Below are 17676 nucleotides of genomic sequence, written 5' to 3' on the forward strand. Positions count from 1 at the left end.
CCCCTAAGAATGAACTATGACAGTAATCATGAGGTCCCTCGAAACCGCCGTTCCCGAGACCGTCATGGTGCAGTCCGATGTGAGGGACGTCTTCGCCGCCCAACCCGGCCTGAGCCGGCTGGGGACACGCCTGGTCGGTGCTGCGTTTGATTGGTCAGGGATTGAGACCCGGTATACGGCAGTGAAGGAGATGACCCTCGACGCGCCGTCGGAGAATCCCGTGTTTTTTGATTCGGCGGAACGACGCATCCTGTCACCCAGCACCAAGGTCCGCAACGAGGTTTACGCGGAAGAGGGCACCAAACTGTTCGTCGAGGCGGCCAGTAAGGCGCTCGCCGCCGCCGAGGGGATCGGGCCCCTGGACATTACCCATGTGATTACCGTTTCCTGCACCGGTTTCTTCAATCCCGGGCCGGACTACAAAGTGGTCCGCGCTCTTGGGCTGAGCCCCGCAGCGCAGCGCTACCACCTCGGCTTCATGGGCTGCTACGCCGCGTTTCCTGCCCTGCGAGCCGCCAAATCCTTCTGCGAGGCCGAGCCTGACGCCGTCGTGCTGGTAGTGGCCGCCGAGTTGTGCTCACTCCACGTCAGGTCGTCCAACAATCCGGACACCATTGTGGGGTCGTCGTTGTTCGCCGACGGAGCGGCCGCAGCCGTCATCAGCGCCAGGGAATACACCGCTACGGCTCCGGCCCTGAGCCTCGACTTCTTCGAGACGGTCCTGACGCCGGTCGGCGAGGAGTCCATGGCGTGGAACATCGGCGATGAAGGATTCGAGATGGTGCTCGGAACCTACGTGCCGCACATCATCGACGAGCACATTGTGGAGGCGCTGGAGCCTCTCCTGGCCCGCGACGCGTCCCTGGCGGAGAAGCAGTACAAGGACATTGAACACTGGGCGATCCACCCGGGCGGGCGCAGCATCCTGGACAAGGTAGAGGCCAAGCTGGATCTGAAAGAAGACCAGTTGGTGCCCGCCCGGGAGACGCTGCGCGACTACGGCAACATGAGCAGCGCCACGGTGATGTTCGTGTTGAAGCACATTCTCGATCAGCCGTTCACGGGGCAGGATGAGCGAATTTGCTCGATGGCGTTCGGCCCAGGCCTGACCGTCGAAACCGCGTTGTTCACCAAGGTGGGTCCCTGAGTGCAGTTCCTCGCTCACCGCGAGAATGGTTTCCTCGCGCACCGGGACGCTGACGCGGTTGAGGAAATGGACAAACCGGATTGCGATCCGGTGCTGCTGGACCGGACGTACGCCCAGTTCGGTTTGATCAATGCCGCGGTTGCCGGCTGGCGGCGCACCTGGTCCACGCAGATCCGTCCTCAGCTATCGGCATCGCGGCCCTCTACCCTGCTCGACATCGGATCGGGCGGCGGCGACATGCCGCGCGCCTTCGCACGATGGGCGGCGCGTGACGGCCTGCCGCTGTCTATCCTCGCCATTGACCCTGATGAGCGAGCCCACACGTTCGCCACCTCGCAACCACCCGTGCCGGGACTCACCTTCCGGCGGGCGTTCAGCGCAGAGCTGGTGACCGAGGGCCAGCGGTTCGACGTCGTTACCTCCAACCACCTGCTACACCACCTGACGCCAGGACAGCTTGGAGGGCTCCTGGCCGACTCCGAGCAGCTATGCCAAGGTATCGCTGTGCACAACGACATTGAACGCAGCCGACTGGGCTACCTGCTGTTCTCCCTGGGAACCCTCGCGCTCCGCCGCTCGCTGATCCGCCAGGACGGTCTGACGTCGATCAAGCGCAGTTTCACGGCGGCCGAACTCGCTGCGGCCGTACCGCCAAACTGGGAAATTACCGCGCGGTTCCCGTCCCACACCCTACTGATCCACCGGGCGTCCCATGCATGATGTGATCCTGGTCGGCGGCGGACCAGTGGGCCTGTTCGCCGCGATCCTGCTGCGGCAGGCGGGACTCGATGTGCTGGTGCTGGAGCAGCGGACGTCCCGCAGCATCCAATCGCGGGCCATCGGTATCCATCCGCCCGCGCTGCAGGCGCTGGCCCAGGCCGGCATCGCGGAGAACCTGATTACCCGCGGGGTGTCCATCCATCAGGGCGTGGCCCGCAGCGCTGGGCAAGAAGTGACGCGGTTGTCCTTCGCCGGGCTGCCGCGCAACTACCCGTTTGTCCTCGCCATACCCCAGATCCAGACCGAGCTGGTACTGGAAACCCGGCTCGCGGCCGTCGCGCCCGGCGCCTTCCGCCGGGGAGTGTCGGTGACTGGCGTACATGACGCTAGCGGGTCGATGCTGGTGACAACGTCGACCGGGGACGTGTTGCAGGCGCAGCTGGTGATTGGGGCCGACGGCGGCAAGAGCACCGTGCGCACTAGCGTCGGCGTGTCTGCGTCGCTGCAACGGTACCCGGACACCTATCTGATGGGCGACTTCGCCGACGCGTCAACGGACCGGTCGTCCGCGGTGCTGTATCTGGAGTCGGACGGGATTGTCGAGTCCTTCCCGCTGCCCGACGGGGTGCGACGCTGGGTGGTGCGGACGCCGTCGTTAGTTCGCTCGCCCACGCCGGACGCCCTGGCGGAATTAATCCGCGCGCGGACCGGTGTTGACGTGGACGTTGCCAGCACCTCAATGCTGAGTGCGTTCGATGTGCAGCGGCGGCTGGCACAACGCTTCGTGGCAGGCCGGACGGTGTTGATCGGCGACGCAGCCCACCAGGTCAGCCCGATCGGCGGGCAAGGGATGAACCTGGGATGGCTGGATGCCACCGAGCTGGTGCCGATCATCAGTGCGTCGCTGGTTGACGGGCGAGACATCGGCCGGGAACTGGCGGCGTTCGACACGCGCCGTCGTCGGGCTGCTGCGACGGCTGCACGCCAGGCGCACCTCAACATGGCGTTGGGGCGTCCCCTGCCCCGGCAGGTATTGTCCGCGCGGAACGCCGTGTTCAAACGGGTCAATGCGGTACCAGCCGTGCACGACGCCATCGCCCGCACCTTCACGATGCAGTAGCCCACCGTCTCTTCTGCCAACCCACCGAGCAGACCCTTTCCGGTGAGTAGACCCTTTCCGCCCTTTTCCCGCGGAATGGTGAGATCCGGTGGGCTAGCGGCCGTTTGTCTCGCCAGACCTCCCACCTAGGCGGTGGGACCCGGTCCGGCTTTCACTGGGCCGTGCACTAGAGCTGCGCCGGGTCACGGGGCATCGGAGGCGAGCCGTTCCGAAGGGCTTCACCCTAGAACGGTGGTGGGGTTTCCGGTCGCGGTGTTGGTGGTGGTGTGGGTGGTGGGTTGGGTTTGGTGAGGTAGGTTTCCCCGGCGGGGGAGATCGCGATGATCGTCCCTGGTTCGGGTTGGGTGTAATGCCAGAAACCCTCCGTTTTGAACATATGGTGACGTTTACAGAGCGCTGACAGATTTGAGTAACTGGTCCTCCCGCCCCGGGACCAGGGGATCGTGTGGTCGAGTTCGCAGAACACCGCCAACCGATTACACCCCGGATGACGGCACGTCCCATCCCGCACCCTGACCGCGTCCTGCAAATCTTTCGGCACCCGGTACGTGGTCGCATCAGCCCCGAGCCTGGCCCCCGTGTGGGGGTGGCAAAGGATCCTCGTGAATGACGGCGCGTGCCCGGCGAGTTTCCGGGCCGTCTCCGGATCGATCGGCCCGTACCCTTCCAACTCACCCGGCACATCCCCGCCCAATAGGGTCAGCACCGGGACCGTCACGAAGACCTTCGCCTGCACACCCCAAAACGAGTCGCTGTCCCGCGACTGGTTGCCTTCACCGGGTGCTTCGGCCTGTGACCCGGCCCGTGATCGGGTAAGAGAATCACCGGTAGCCCTCTCGGGGTTGGTCTCACCAACGGATCCCGGGCCGGCGCTGGTGAGTGCGTCGACGAGGACGTCAGCCCTGAGTTGGGTGAGGGTGCGGGGTTCGTCGGGGCCCTGCAAGTTCCGGGCAGCAGTGTCCACCCGGTGGTAGATTCCCGCGGCATCCTCGACGGGCAAATACGCTGCGAGCCAGGCCATCCCGTCATAGGCCGGGTTGAGGAGAACTCCGCGTTCCCTGACCGCTTTCTGGTGCCGGGTGGTGATCGACTCGGGGTGCAGTGCCTCGCGTAACCGCCCGGCCTGACGGCAGAACTTCGTCACCGTGGTCCGGCCCGCCAGCGTGATAAGTCTGCTCTCGTAGTCGGCGGCAAACTCGTCGGTCGCGGTGCGGGGCATACTGCTGGTCTCCTCGGCGACCGCCCACGCATGCCGGCGCGAGAGCCTGCCATCCTCCAACGCGTTCAACGTCGCTGGGCAATGCCGGGTAAGCAGCACACTATGGTCGACTAAGAACCCAGCGGTCCGCTCCGGTAAGTGCAGGGCGGCGCCAATCTCACTCGCGGCGAGGGTTTGTTCGAAACCCCATTCTCCGCGACCAGCACGGCTCCGCTCGGCCTGAAGATCCAGGACCCGGGTGGCGAGCTTCGCTTCCTGCGCATCCAACCAGGACCTCGCCTCGCCGACGTCCTTCAACGCATCCAACGCCTGGGAAGAGTCCAGGCCAGCGACCGCGACCAACCCGAGCCGACCCGTCAACGCCGGCGGGCCATCACTGGAACGCACCCGCACATCCGGATCAGACCCCACCCGGAAGAAATTCAGAAAGTCAGTCTGAGAATCAGTGAGATCCCTTTTCGGCCGGGGCTCCGGCGCCTTCATCACAGGTGTCGTCCACACGGCGGCGACACTCAACGGACCACCCAGACCATACCCACCCGAAGCCCCACCCGAAGCCCCCGCGGGACCGCCCGTGGACGTATCCGCGGGCCCGCCCGTGGAGCCGGAATCCGGACCGGAATCGGGACGGAACCCCGATCCAGTAGCAGAAGCTGTACTGCTTTTCATACCCCCATTCCATCACCCGCCACCGACATTATTAGGGCCCAAACCAGGTACACAGAAAAACTTTCTGAAGTATTTTCCAGACCAAAAAACCGGTCGAGAAAAGACCTCTGAGCACTCCCACCGAACCGCGGGATCTGGCGACTCAAAGCGTCATCGACCCGCCAGACCTCACACTCGTCGGTAGGGAGGTTCAGAGGACCAGGTAATTGGTGCGGGTGGGGGGATCGGAGGCCTGTGCGGTATAGGTGGGTTGGGCTGCCCCAGGGGGCCGGGCGAAGAGACTAAAGGTGAGTCGGGGCGAAGAGACGCAGCAGGGTCTCGACGACGACGACGTTGGGCCCCTCCGCCGCGAAACTGTCCTCCAAGGCCTGCCGCACATCACCCGGCGCCACCTTGACCGCCGGCACGCCAAACGCTTCTGCGAGCTTCACGAAGTCGGGGCGGGTCAGCTCGGTTGCGGTAGCCTTCCCGAACGCGCCCTCCATGTATTCGCGCAGGATCCCGTAACCACCGTCGTCGACAATCAGCCAGGTGACCGGCAGGTTGTGCTGCTTCGCGGTCGCCAGCTCGGCGATGGAGTACATCGACGAACCGTCGCCGGACACTGCGAGCACGCGTTCTCCCAGCCCGACGGCGCCGCCAATCGCCCCGGGGAACCCGTAACCGAGGCCGCCGGCACCCTGGGCGGAATGGAACTGGCCGTCCTTGGCGTCCCAGCAGCTCCACGCCCAATACGCGGCGATCGTCATGTCCCAGAAGGTCTGCAACCCGGCGGGTGCAGCTGCCCGGATGTCAGCCATGAACGTGCGTTCCTTGCCCAGATCCTGCGAATCCAGGCGGCCCTGCACCTTGGCGAGGGTCTCAGCGACCAGCGCTACGGCGTCGTACCCGCCGGTGCGATCGCGGGCCAGCACGGGTAGCGCGTCGTCCAGAGCCGCGAGGGCCTGACCGGCGTCGGCGCGGATGCCCAGGGCAGGTCGGTTGGACTCGAGCACACGAGGTTCGGCGTCGATCTGGATGATCCGCCCACGCGGTTCCAGCGTGAAGTAGTTGCTGGTCACCTCGCCGAGGGATGACCCGATCACCAGGACCACGTCGGCGTCCTCAAGGACCTCGGTGACATAGCGGTCCTCTACCCACGCCTGCAGTGAGAGCTCATGGTTCCAGGGGAAGGCCCCGTTACCGCCCGGTGAGCAGAGCACCGGCGCGCCGAGCTTCTCGGCAATCGACAGCAACCACGATTCGGCATGGCCGCGACGGGTGCCGCCGCCCGCGACGATGGCGGGCCGCCTGGACTCAGTCAGCCATTTCACGGCCTCGCGGACCAGCTCCACCCGGGGCGGGTTGTCGAACGGGTCGGCGAGCGCATCCTCCACCTGCGGCACCATCACCGGATCGAGCAGCACATTCTGTGGCACCTCGATCCAGACCGGACCCTGCGGGGACGACACGGCCTCAGTCCACGCGTCCTGGATCGCAGACGGAATACCCGAGGCGTGCTGGATGAGCCGCTGACTCTTGGTGACGTTGGCCGCCGAGGCCTTCTGGTCATCGAGCTGGTGCAGCATGCCCTTGCGGCGGGCGCCGAGGCCCTCCAGCGGAATCTGGCTGGCAATCACCACCATTGGCACTCCGGTGGCGTAGGCCTCCTGCAGTCCGGCGAGCGCCGTCAGCGCGCCGGGCCCGGTGGACAGGAACAGCACACCGACCTGCCCGGTGGCGCGGGAGAACCCGTCTGCGGCAAACGCCGAGTTGTTCTCCACCCGCGAGGACACAAAGCGCAGATCCGAACGGGACAGTGCATCGAACAATCCCAACGCGTGCTGCCCGGGAATCCCGAAGACCGTCGTCGCCCCGAGGGCGCTGAGCGTCTCGACGACGAGATCCCCGCCATTACGCTCTCCGGTCAGGGGCTGTGGAGGTGCTGTTGCGACACTGTCACTGGTAACCATTTAGCGTTCCTCCGCAGGGGTGCTGGTAGTTGCCTGGTCGGCCAGCAGGCTGACCAGGTCGTAGGCGACGTGCGATGCGGCAACGCCGGTGATCTCCGCATGATCATACGCGGGGGCCACCTCGACGACGTCGGCCCCGATGAGGTTCATGCCGCGCATCCCGCGAAGAATTTCCAGAAGCTCCCGGCTGGTGATGCCGCCGGCTTCAGGGGTTCCCGTTCCGGGCGCGTGGGCCGGGTCGAGAACGTCGATGTCGATGGAGATGTACAGCGGGCGGTTGCCGATCCTGTCCCTGAGCTTGGCGATCACCTCGTCGACGCCCTGCCTGAACACATCGGAGGAGGTGACGATGCCGAAGCCAAAACGCCGGTCATCCTCAAGGTCCTTCACACCGTACAGCGGCCCGCGGGTACCCACGTGGGAGATCGCCTCAGTGTCGAGGATGCCCTCGTCCACCGCGCGACGGAAGGGGGTGCCGTGCGTGTACTCGGCCCCGAAATAGGTGTCCCAGGTGTCGAGGTGCGCGTCGAAGTGCAGCATCGCCACCGGTGCGCCGGCCCGTTCGGACGCCGCGCGGAGCAGCGGCAGCGCAATGGTGTGGTCTCCGCCGAGCGTAACCAGCTTGGCGCCGTCGGCCGTCAGATCCAGCGCATTCTGCTGGATGGTTTCAATCGCTTCATTGATGTTGAAGGGATTGACGGCCATGTCACCGGCGTCGGCCACCTGCACCCGCTCGAACGGGGAGATGTCCAGGGCCGGGTTGTAGGGGCGGAGCAGGCGTGAGGACTCGCGGACGTGGTTCGCCCCGAACCGGGCGCCGGGTCGGTAGGACACACCCGAATCAAAGGGGACACCGACGACGGCGATATCCGCGCGGTCCACCTCATCGAGCCGCGGCAATCGGGCAAACGTCGCGGCGCCGGCGTAGCGTGGGATCCGTGAGGAGTCGATGGGGCCAACGTTTCCATTGGCCGTGACGCGCGGCTGTTCCATGGGTACCTCCGGGTTGGGGCAGCGGCTGCCCATACAGATCGGTCGAGAGTAAACACAGAAGTTGCCATATAAGCATCAACTGTTTTGTATAAGGCTAATTGTGATGTCCGTCTCGGTCAACACCGGCCGCAGACGAATCCACAAGGAAGCGGCCGAAACTGCTCCGTAAAGGATCCATAAATACCGCCGATTCCGTCCTCAGCAGGGCCTACAGTCAAGGCGTGACGACAACTCTGCGCAACATCAAAGCCTCCCGCCGGGCCCGGCGGCTCGGCCATTGGCTGCTGGACGACGAGAACCAACGGAAGCCGAAGCGGTCGAACAGCACCGCCACCCATTCGTGGTGGAAGGTGATGTGCCTGACCGGCGTCGACTACTTCTCCACACTTGGCTACCAGCCGGCCATCGCCGCCGTCGCAGCGGGCGTGCTGTCCCCCATCGCGACGATTGTCCTGGTCCTGGTCACTCTCCTCGGCGCGCTTCCGGTGTATAAGCGTGTGGCCGAGGAAAGCCCCAATGGCGAAGGCTCAATCGCTATGCTGGAGCGCCTGCTTCCCCGCTGGAGTGGCAAGATGCTGGTGCTTGTGCTCCTGGGCTTCGCTGCCACCAGCTTCCTGATCACCATGACGCTCTCCGCGGCCGATGCCAGCGCCCACCTGATCGAAAACCCATTTGCCCCCGGCTGGATGCACGGCCAGGAGGTCATCATCACCCTGGTCTTCCTGGCTCTGCTCTCGGTGGTGTTCCTCCGTGGGTTCCGTGAAGCAGTGGGTATCGCCGTCGCACTGGTCGCCGTCTTCCTGGCACTGAATCTAGTGGTGATTGTGGTGGCTCTCGGGCAGGTAGCCCTCCAGTCGCCGCTGGTCGAGGACTGGTGGACGGCCCTGAATACCCAGCATGGCGACCCCATGATGATGGTAGTCGTGGCACTGCTGGTTTTTCCCCGCCTGGCGCTGGGCCTGTCCGGGTTCGAGACCGGCGTCGTTGTCATGCCCTTGATCAAGGGCAACCCGGGCGGTGAGCAAGAAGACCTGGCAGGCCGCATCGCCGGCGCCAAGAAGCTGTTGACCTCCGCCGCGCTGATCATGAGCGGGTTCCTCATCACGTCAAGCATTGCGACCACCATCCTGATTCCGGCCGAGGAATTCCAGGAGGGCGGCGAAGCCAACGGCCGTGCGCTGGCCTATCTGGCGCACAAATACCTGGGCGACGGCTTTGGGACCGCGTACGACATCAGCACGATCGCCATCCTCTGGTTCGCCGGCGCCTCAGCGATGACCGGGCTCCTTAACCTGGTCCCCCGCTACCTCCCGCGATACGGGATGGCCCCTAATTGGTCCAGGGCTGTCCGCCCCCTGGTCATCGTCTTCACCGCCGTCGCCTTCCTGGTCACGATCGCGTTCAAGGCCGACGTCGAGGCCCAGGGCGGCGCATACGCCACCGGCGTGCTGGTGCTCATCACCTCGGCATCGGTGGCGGTCACCCTTTCTGCGCGGCGCCGCAGCCAAACCCTCGCCACCCTGGGCTTCGGCCTCGTCACCGTGGTCCTGTCGCTGACCACCATCATTAACATGGTGGAGCGGCCCGACGGCGTCCGGATCGCCGGTCTGTTCATCCTGGGCATCGTGGTGGTCTCGCTTGCGTCGCGTTTTAGCCGCGCGTTTGAACTGCGAACCACCGGGATCCGGCTCGACGACGAAGCGCTCCGATTCGTCGCCTCGACCGACGACGGCGACATCCTCCTGATCGCGCACGAGCCGCAGCGTCTCACGGCGGGTGCCTACCGCCGCAAACTCGAACACGCCTGCACGGTCAGCCATTTGACCCCCGCCGATAATCCGCTGTTCATTGAGGTGATTGTTGACGACTCGTCAGAGTTCGAGACCGCCCTGCAGGTGCACGGCGTGACCCGGCATGGCTATCGGATCCTCGAGGTCCACAGTTCGAACGTGCCCGCCACCATCGCCGCGGTGATGCTGCACATTCGTGACATCACCGGCCTGATGCCGCACGTCTACTTCCGCTGGACCGAGGGGCATCCGCTGACTAATCTGTTCAAGTTCCTCATCACGGGCGAGGGAGAGATTGCCCCGGTGACCCGGGAGGTCCTCCGGGAAGCGGAGCCCGATGTGACCCGCAGGCCCTGGGTGCACGTCGGCTGACAGCGGACCCCTTGCCGGAAGCGGAGATCATCCGCCCGAGGCGGCAGGAACCAGAGTCCAGAGCACAATCGCCTGCTCATTGGTGGGGTTGACCCAGGTGTGCGGCTCGCGGCCGGGGAACGTCACGGTGTCTCCAGCCTCCAACTCGTAACGGTCATTCGAGAAGATCAGGACAAATTTGCCCGCCACCACATGGAGTGTTTCGACTTCGCAGTCCACCGAGTAGAGCTCCGACTCGCCGCGCCCATTGGGTTCGATCACCGCGCGAATCATTTGCAGCCGGCGCTCCGAGCGGGCGGTCATCAGGCGCTCGTTGATCCCCTCGCCCCCGAGGCTGATGCGCGGCGCCTCGCCGAGTCGGGTGAGGTGGGTTTCCGGCACCTGGAACAAATCGCCAATCGACACTGACAACACCTGGCACAGCGTGACCAGGGACGCGACCGACGGCGACGTCAGATCCCGCTCAACCCGGCTAAGGAATCCCTTGGTCAGGGACGTTGCAGCGGCGACCTGCTCAATGGTCATCCGCTGGGATTGGCGGGCAGCACGGATGCGTGACCCGATGGCCACCGGGGCGTTACTAGGTTCTACAGGTAAGGCCTTCACTGGCGTCCCGTCTCTCTGACCAGGGCTCTCCCCCGGGCGAACATCGACTCTGAGCATACCGAGGATTTCCCAGTAGACCTTCTGCCCGCCTACTTGACGTGTTAGGAAGATCACAACTAGCCTATAGCGAAACATAAGTTTCCTATAGGTTACTTTCCATTTATCGTCCACTCATTCAGGAGCACCATGGAATTCATCAATATAACGATTGTGGTGATCTACCTCGTGGGCATGCTGGCCTTCGGCTGGTGGGGCAAATCCCGCACCAAGAACACCAGCGACTATCTCGTCGCCGGCCGACGCCTCGGACCACTTCTTTATACCGGCACCATGGCGGCAGTCGTGCTCGGCGGCGCGTCCACCGTCGGCGGCGTCGGCCTCGGCTACACCTACGGCATCTCCGGCATGTGGCTGGTGGTCGCCATCGGCGTCGGCGTGCTGCTGCTCAGCCTCCTGTTTGCGCCCACCCTACAGAAACTGAAGATCTACACGGTTTCCCAGATGCTCACCCTGCGGTACGGGGCCGAAGCCACCAAGGCGTCGGGCATCGTCATGCTGGCCTATACCCTGATGCTCTGCGCCACCTCGACCGGCGCCTACGCCACCATCTTCGTGGTGCTGTTCGGCTGGGACCGCGCGGCGTCCATCGCCGTCGGCGGGGCGATCGTCCTGATCTACTCGACCATCGGCGGCATGTGGTCCATCACCCTCGCCGACATGGCTCAGTTCATCATCAAAACCATCGGCGTGTTTGCGCTGATGCTTCCCTTCGCCCTGATCAACGCTGGCGGTTTCGACGGCATCTCCGAGCGCGCGGGAGACGAGTTCTTCAGCATCACCGGCATCGGGCTCCAAAGCATCATCACCTACTTCGTGGTCTACACCCTGGGCCTGCTCATTGGGCAGGACATCTGGCAGCGCGTATTCACAGCGAAGACGCCGACGGTAGCCCGGTGGGGCGGCGTCACAGCCGGCGTGTACTGCATCCTCTACGGTGTGGCGGGAGCGGTCATCGGCATGTCGGCCAGCGTCATCCTGCCCAACATCGAGTCCCAGGACGACGTCTACGCCGACATTGCCATCAACGTCCTGCCCATCGGTATTGGCGGACTGGTCCTCGCCGCCGCCGTGGCCGCCATGATGTCCACCGCCTCAGGATCGCTGATCGCCGCCGCCACCGTGGCGCGCGCCGACGTCGTCCCCTTCGTGAGTAGCTGGTTCGGCCGCAGCGGGCAGACCACCATCGACACCTCCACCGAAGAGGCCGCCGATAATCCCGAGCACGATGTGGCAGCCAACCGCCGGTGGGTGCTGGGCCTGGGCCTGGTGACGATCGCGCTAGCCGTCGTGGTGCAGGATGTGGTCGCAGCGCTGACCATCGCCTACGCCATCCTGGTCGGCGGACTCCTGATCGCCATCCTGGGCGGCCTGGTCTGGAAGCGGGCCACCGGCGTTGCCGCAGCTGCGTCGATGGCTGCCGGCACCGTCTTCACGCTGGGCACCATGATCTACCTTGAGGTCAATGCCGAGAACCAGTACGAGGGCATCTACGCGAACGAGCCGATCTATTACGGTCTGGGCGCCTCGGCGTTTGTTTTCATTGTCGTCTCCCTGATCACCAAGCGGACCGATCCGGCGGTCATGGCCGCCTGGGAGCGTCGGGTAGCCGGTGCGCATGACGACGACGCCCAGGTGCCTGGCGTCTCCGCCACGCGCTAGCCCCCGCCACCGACCCCGCTAGCCCACCCCACCCGAGTATCGAGTCAACAGATATAACCGGTTTCCTGCCAGAACCCGATGTTGACTCGATCCGGGAGGTTTACGGTTTGGCTATTGAGGCACCGATCTTCCGTCCGGGCCTGCTGCTGCGACCGCGGCCAACGGCGTCGGCCTTGGTGTCGATTTCGGCTTGTTTGATGTCCGCGGGAGTGATCAGACCATCTTCTTCACCAGTCCAGGACTTGATGGCACTCCACGTGACCGCAGCAAGGGGAACCGACAGAATGGCTCCGACGATGCCGGCCAGAATGGTGCCAGCGGTCAACGCCACCAGAATAACCAGCGCGTGGACGCTCAGGGAACGGCCCATCACCACCGGCTGCAGGAAGTTTCCTTCGATCTGGTTTACCGCGATCACGACGACGACGACGATCAGCGCCGTCGTGGGCCCCTCTGCCACGAGTGCCACCAACGCGGCCAGAGCGCCGGCAGCCGTCGCACCCACGAGGGGGATGAACGCACCGACGAAGACGATGACCGCCAGCGGCAGTGCCAACGGAATCCCCAGCACGAACAAAGCAACGCCGATGACTGCTGAGTCCACCAACGCAACGATTGCTGTTCCGCGAACATATCCACCAAGGGTTTCTAACCCGTGGACGCCCACCCGACGCGCCTTGACCAGTCGTTCACCCTTGAAAGGGCGGAGGATGAAAGCGAAGATCCTGTCGCCGTCCTTGAGGAAGAAAAACAGGATCACCACCATCAGCGCCGCCCCGGTAAGGAACTCTCCGGCGGCAGTAATGCCGCTGACTGCACCGGCACCGGCGGTGGCGCTGGTCGCAAAGTCAACCAACGCTACCTGCGCATCAGCGATCTGCTGCTCGTCGATCGGCAGCGGGCCGTTGAGGATGAACTCATAAATCTGGTCAAAGCCCTGCGAAGCGCTATCGACCAGCTCGTCGGCCTGACTTTGGACGGCGAAGACAATTCCAGTGACGATGCCGCCCAGCACACCGAGCAGGAGGAGGAAGGAAAAGGCTGTGGCGGCGGTACTTGGCCATCCCTTGCGCCGGAGCCAGTTCACCAGCGGACCAATCGCGGCCGCCAGAATCAGGGCAATGATCAGCGGAATGACCACCAGCCGGATCTGAATTAGCCCGAAAATCACCACTACAGCGAGGATCAGAAGCAGCAGGACCTGCGCGGCCCTCGTACTGCTGCGGCCCAGGGAGTCCTTCCATGGACTCGCCGGCCCCTGCGCGGTGTCGACGCTGGCTGGTACCTCGCGGTGTTCTTGTCCACGAGGCGCCTCCGTGGTGCGCCTGAATATGCTAAACACAGTCACTATCTCCTTGTTTCCTCAGGTAACCCAGCTCAGCTGTCGCTGGCAATCAATTGGTTTCGAACCTGGCGCCGCAGCACCTTGCCAATGAGTGACCTCGGCAGTTCGTCTACTTCAACAATACGGCGCGGTATTTTGTAGGCCGCCAGCGAGCCCCGGCAATACGCCTTCAGGGTGTCACCGCTGAACGGGTGTCCGTCACGCACGACGACGGCGGCCACCACCTCCTCGCCTCCCCCGGCCTGCGGCATTCCAACCACCGCGACGTCGGCCACACTGTCATGACTCAGCAGAGCTTCCTCCACCTCGGTGGGGGCGACATTGAAGCCTCCGGTCACAATAAGCTCCTTGATCCGGTCCACGATGGTAACGAACCAATCGGCGTCGACCCGGACAATGTCTCCGGTCTTAAACCAGCCGTCGGCGCTCAGGACGGCTCGCGTGTCCTCATCATTTCGCCAGTACCCCTTGAACACCTGGGGCCCGCGGATCAGCAGTTCACCGGCGTCGCCCGGCTCTCGATCTATTGTCGAATCCTCCGGATCGACCACGCGGATTTCAGTATTCGGGAACGGCACCCCCACGGTCCCGGGCTTGCGGCTGGGACCAATGGGGTTCCCAAGGGAGATCGGCGACGTTTCGGTCAGCCCGTACCCCTCCACCAGATAGCCGCCGGTCACCGATTCCCACAACTCGATCGTTGCAGGCGGCAGGTTCATCGCACCGGAAATTGCGAAGCGAACGCTCTTCAGGCTGACACCGCGCTCCACAGCGCGCTTCGCCAGACGCTCATAGATCGGCGGGACCGCGGGCAGGAACGTGGGCGGATGGGTCTTCGCCGCGTCCAGCACCAGGTCTTCATCGAACTTTGGGAACAGCACCAGGCGGGCCCCGATACTCATGGCGAACGTCAGGCAGAGGGTCAGCCCGTAGGCATGGAACATCGGCAGGACAGCGTAGATAACCTCTTTGCCATCGTCAAGGCCCGGCACCCAGGCCCGCCCCTGAGCCGCGTTGACCAGCAGATTCCGATGCGTGAGGATTGCTCCCTTTGGGTGCCCGGTGGTGCCGCTGGTGTATTGCAGGGCGGCGACGTCGGTGGCTACCGGGCCGGGGTGGGTGGCCGCCAACCGCTTGTTCCCCACCAGGGAGTCCCAGGAGGTGACGCTCCTGCTGCCGGACAGCTTGGAGCTGGTAGTCAGCGCACCCCGGGCCGTCCGTGCTTTCCGGACGGGAAGCCGCAGGGCGGCCCGTTTGGAGAACGGCATTGCCCGGGTCAGGTCGACCGTCACAAGGGCGGTGACCGGGACGTCGGCCGGGAGGTCCTGCACCCGCTGCGCGGCCTTGTCCCAGACGATCGCCAGCCGCGCTCCGTGGTCCTCGAACTGGTGCCTCAACTCGCGGTCGGTGTAGAGGGGGTTGTGTTCGACCACAATTGCTCCCAACCGCAGGACCGCATAGAAGGCCACTACGTGCTGCGGGCAGTTGGGCAGTACCAGGGCCACCCGGTCGCCCGCCACCACGCCGAGCCGGCGCAGCCCCTCGGCGGCCCGCTGGATCGCCTCATCGAGCTGGCGGTACGTGGTCTCGGCGCCGAAGAACTCGAGGGCAGTCTTCTGGCCGTACAGCTGCGCAGATTCCTCGACGAGGTTGACAAGGGAACCATCCGGGACGGCGACGGCGGCGGGGACTCCCGGTCCGTAGTTACGCACCCAGGGGGCAGTGGTTTCAAAAGTCATCAGTCTACTTTCTGTCTAAGCCTGTTGAACTCTATCCTGATTGGCGGGGCAGCCGATCACCCACTGCCCCTTAGATTACGTCTCAGTCATGTAGTGGCCGGAACAGGACTGCGTAAATACCAGCCGCGCCGACTGCCATCACCACCGCCGAGGTCACGAGTACTGCTGCCACGTCCGCCGCGAGGACACCGCTGCCCATCCCTTTCAGGCTGCGGCGGTATCGGACCCGCTGGCTTACATAGATCCCGAGCGCCGCAGCCAGCAACGCGGTGATGAGGATCAAGGCAAACCACCCGTGCTGGGGCACCCAGCGCACAAAGAGCACCCCGCAGATCACCAGGGCCAACAGTGTGCGCCCCCAGGCCAATGAGGTGCGTTCGGGCTGGAGCCCCGTGTCAGCGGGCTTCGCGCTGCTCATCCGGACGCGGTCAGGCCGGTCGGATGGCCACGACAACGACGACGACGGCCGCGACCACCGTCGCGCCGAGAGCCAGTAACGGGGCAAGGAGCGGGAGCGGGAGCGGCGATCCGTGGCGCATGGCCCGCTCTACGCTCAACCATCTGAAGCACGCCGCTGCAGCGATCAGCATGGCCAGCAACAACAGCAGGATCGCGATGGCTTTGCGGACCACCGGGTCAAACAGGTCGACGGCGAAGGCCTCAACGGCGATTCCGCCGGCCAGTAGCGCCAGCGATGTCCGGATCCAGGCGAGGAAGGTCCGCTCGTTGGCCAGCGTGAACCGGGGATCCGGATCGGTACCGCCACCCAGCAACCGCTGCGTCAGAGACACGCGGTGAGGAGATTTATCTGATGAGACGGCCATCCCCTCATCCTAGCGAGCCCCCTCCCTCCCTTCTCCTCTCGCCGCACAGTCAGATCTCGCGACCACTTGAACTCGCCGAGTCGCCAGATCTCGCTGTTCGGCGGAGGGGCGGTCTCGCTCTGGAACGCACCCGGGATAGGATTGAACCCGAGAAGGGGAGTAGCTCCCGTTCAGCACCCTTGCCACCCGGGGAACTGAGCAGCGGCCTGTCGACACACTGGCCATCGATGACGATGGCCCGGCAATCCACCGGCGAAGGCTGCCGGCGAGCGAGACCTTCGGCCGCTTTACGACGGCCGGAGCCCCGTCACGGCCCTGGTCGCTACAGACCAGGAGACCCACGTGACACAATCCCACGACGATCCAGCGCCCGCCGATATCCGCCGCTGGCGGCAGTATCTGGCAGATGAACGCGCCGAGGCGGCGACCTACCGCTATCTGGCGAGCCGCCGTGACGGCGAGGAACGCGAAATTCTGCTCGCCTTGGCCAAAGCCGAAGGTCGGCACGAAGCACACTGGCTATTCTTGTTGGGCCCCGACGCCGGGAAACCGGCCCGCCCCTCCCTGCGTAACCTGGTGCTCGGCTTCCTGGCCCGGCGTTTTGGCAGCGTGTTTGTGCTGGCCCTGGCCCAACGGGCCGAAAGCAGGTCACCCTACGCCGGGGATCCCACGGCAACGGACGCGATGGCAGCCGATGAGCAGATCCACGAAGAGGTGATCCGTGGGCTGGCGACCCGCGGCCGAAACCGCCTGTCCGGCAACTTCAGGGCAGCAGTATTTGGGGCCAATGACGGGCTGGTCAGCAACCTGGCCCTGGTGCTGGGCGTCGGCGCCACCGGCGTCTCCACCGGGTTCGTTCTCTTCAGCGGCATCGCCGGTCTGCTGGCCGGGGCCTTATCCATGGGTGCCGGCGAGTACGTGTCGGTGCGGTCGCAGCGTGAACTGCTGGCTGCGTCCCGACCCACCCAGATCACCCTGACCGCTGCCAAAGAGCTGGACATCGACGCCAACGAACTGGTGCTGGTCTACCGGGCCCGGGGGATGTCCCGGGAAGCGGCCGAGCACCGCGCCTCGGAACGGCTGGGCCTGGTTGATTGCGACTGCGATCCGAGCCTGTCCCTCCAACCAGAAACCGTTGGCAGCCAGGATGAACACGAGCAGATCGGGACGGGGCTGGGGGCAGCCGCGTCCAGTTTCTGCTTCTTCGCCTCCGGCGCCGTGATCCCCATCCTGCCGTACCTGGTCGGGCTCAGCGGGCTGCCAGCCGTGATCATCGCCTGCGTCCTGGTCGGTTTGGCGCTGCTGGGGACCGGCGCCGTCGTCGGGCTGCTCTCGGGCGCGTCACCCCTGAAGCTGGCGCTGCGGCAGGTGGCGATCGGACTGGGTGCCGCCGCCGCCACCTATCTGCTGGGGCTGCTGTTCGGGGTCGGGCTCCTCTGATCGGGTCTTGTTGTCCGGAGG

14 protein-coding genes are annotated in these 17676 nt (G+C 64.9%); 6 read left to right on the forward strand and 8 right to left on the reverse strand.

Translation table 11 applies throughout. From position 1 onward, the window contains the following. Window positions 1-16 precede the first annotated feature (16 nt). Genes ACX80O_RS02095 through ACX80O_RS02105 form a run of 3 tightly spaced genes read left to right on the forward strand, consistent with a single transcriptional unit; the run spans window position 17 to window position 2987 of the window. Window positions 17-1147: a type III polyketide synthase gene (locus ACX80O_RS02095; protein ID WP_459332353.1), complete on the forward strand. Its 1131-nt coding sequence runs from the start codon at window positions 17-19 to the stop codon at window positions 1145-1147. Next, complete coding sequence (locus ACX80O_RS02100) at window positions 1148-1867, forward strand: class I SAM-dependent methyltransferase (RefSeq protein ID WP_459332354.1); 720 nt, start codon at window positions 1148-1150, stop codon at window positions 1865-1867. It begins immediately after the preceding gene. After that, window positions 1860-2987, forward strand: coding sequence for an FAD-dependent oxidoreductase (locus ACX80O_RS02105; protein ID WP_459332355.1), 1128 nt, complete (start codon window positions 1860-1862; stop codon window positions 2985-2987). Before ACX80O_RS02100 ends, ACX80O_RS02105 begins: the two co-directional genes overlap by 8 nt. A 223-nt stretch (window positions 2988-3210) precedes the next feature. Here ACX80O_RS02105 and ACX80O_RS02110 read toward each other — a convergent pair whose 3' ends face one another. From ACX80O_RS02110 to speB, 3 genes are all read right to left on the reverse strand, one after another. Continuing rightward, a complete protein-coding gene (locus ACX80O_RS02110; RefSeq protein WP_459332356.1) occupies window positions 3211-4593 on the reverse strand; it encodes an HNH endonuclease signature motif containing protein in 1383 nt (460 codons plus the stop codon). A gap of 563 nt (window positions 4594-5156) precedes the next feature. After that, on the reverse strand, window positions 5157-6827 hold the full coding sequence (locus ACX80O_RS02115) for a thiamine pyrophosphate-binding protein (RefSeq protein ID WP_459332357.1): 1671 nt from the start codon (window positions 6825-6827) through the stop codon (window positions 5157-5159). Then, window positions 6828-7820, reverse strand: coding sequence for an agmatinase (gene speB, locus ACX80O_RS02120; RefSeq protein ID WP_459332358.1), 993 nt, complete (start codon window positions 7818-7820; stop codon window positions 6828-6830). 353 nt (window positions 7821-8173) lie between these two features. Between speB and ACX80O_RS02125 the strand changes: the two genes are divergently transcribed. After that, window positions 8174-9982 (forward strand): APC family permease, encoded by a 1809-nt coding sequence (locus ACX80O_RS02125; RefSeq protein WP_459332439.1) that lies wholly within the window; start codon window positions 8174-8176, stop codon window positions 9980-9982. A gap of 27 nt (window positions 9983-10009) precedes the next feature. Here the strand turns inward: ACX80O_RS02125 and ACX80O_RS02130 are convergent, their stop codons facing one another. After that, window positions 10010-10588, reverse strand: coding sequence for a helix-turn-helix domain-containing protein (locus ACX80O_RS02130; protein ID WP_459305349.1), 579 nt, complete (start codon window positions 10586-10588; stop codon window positions 10010-10012). Window positions 10589-10774: 186 nt separating this feature from the next. Between ACX80O_RS02130 and ACX80O_RS02135 the strand changes: the two genes are divergently transcribed. Next, window positions 10775-12307, forward strand: a complete 1533-nt coding sequence (locus tag ACX80O_RS02135) for a sodium:solute symporter family protein (RefSeq protein ID WP_459332359.1) — start codon at window positions 10775-10777, stop codon at window positions 12305-12307. Between the two features lie 100 nt (window positions 12308-12407). Here ACX80O_RS02135 and ACX80O_RS02140 read toward each other — a convergent pair whose 3' ends face one another. The 4 genes from ACX80O_RS02140 to ACX80O_RS02155 form a co-directional block, all read right to left on the reverse strand. Then, window positions 12408-13649 (reverse strand): AI-2E family transporter, encoded by a 1242-nt coding sequence (locus ACX80O_RS02140; RefSeq protein WP_459332440.1) that lies wholly within the window; start codon window positions 13647-13649, stop codon window positions 12408-12410. 35 nt (window positions 13650-13684) lie between these two features. Beyond that, entirely contained in the window at window positions 13685-15391 is a 1707-nt protein-coding gene (locus tag ACX80O_RS02145; RefSeq protein WP_459332360.1) for a long-chain-fatty-acid--CoA ligase, read from the reverse strand. 82 nt (window positions 15392-15473) lie between these two features. Then, on the reverse strand, window positions 15474-15809 hold the full coding sequence (locus ACX80O_RS02150) for a DUF202 domain-containing protein (protein ID WP_459332361.1): 336 nt from the start codon (window positions 15807-15809) through the stop codon (window positions 15474-15476). A gap of 10 nt (window positions 15810-15819) precedes the next feature. Beyond that, entirely contained in the window at window positions 15820-16215 is a 396-nt protein-coding gene (locus ACX80O_RS02155; protein WP_459332362.1) for a YidH family protein, read from the reverse strand. Window positions 16216-16557: 342 nt separating this feature from the next. Between ACX80O_RS02155 and ACX80O_RS02160 the strand changes: the two genes are divergently transcribed. Next, window positions 16558-17655: a VIT1/CCC1 transporter family protein gene (locus ACX80O_RS02160; RefSeq protein WP_459332363.1), complete on the forward strand. Its 1098-nt coding sequence runs from the start codon at window positions 16558-16560 to the stop codon at window positions 17653-17655. Window positions 17656-17676 lie beyond the last annotated feature (21 nt).

The organism is Arthrobacter glycogeni (genome assembly GCF_054511155.1).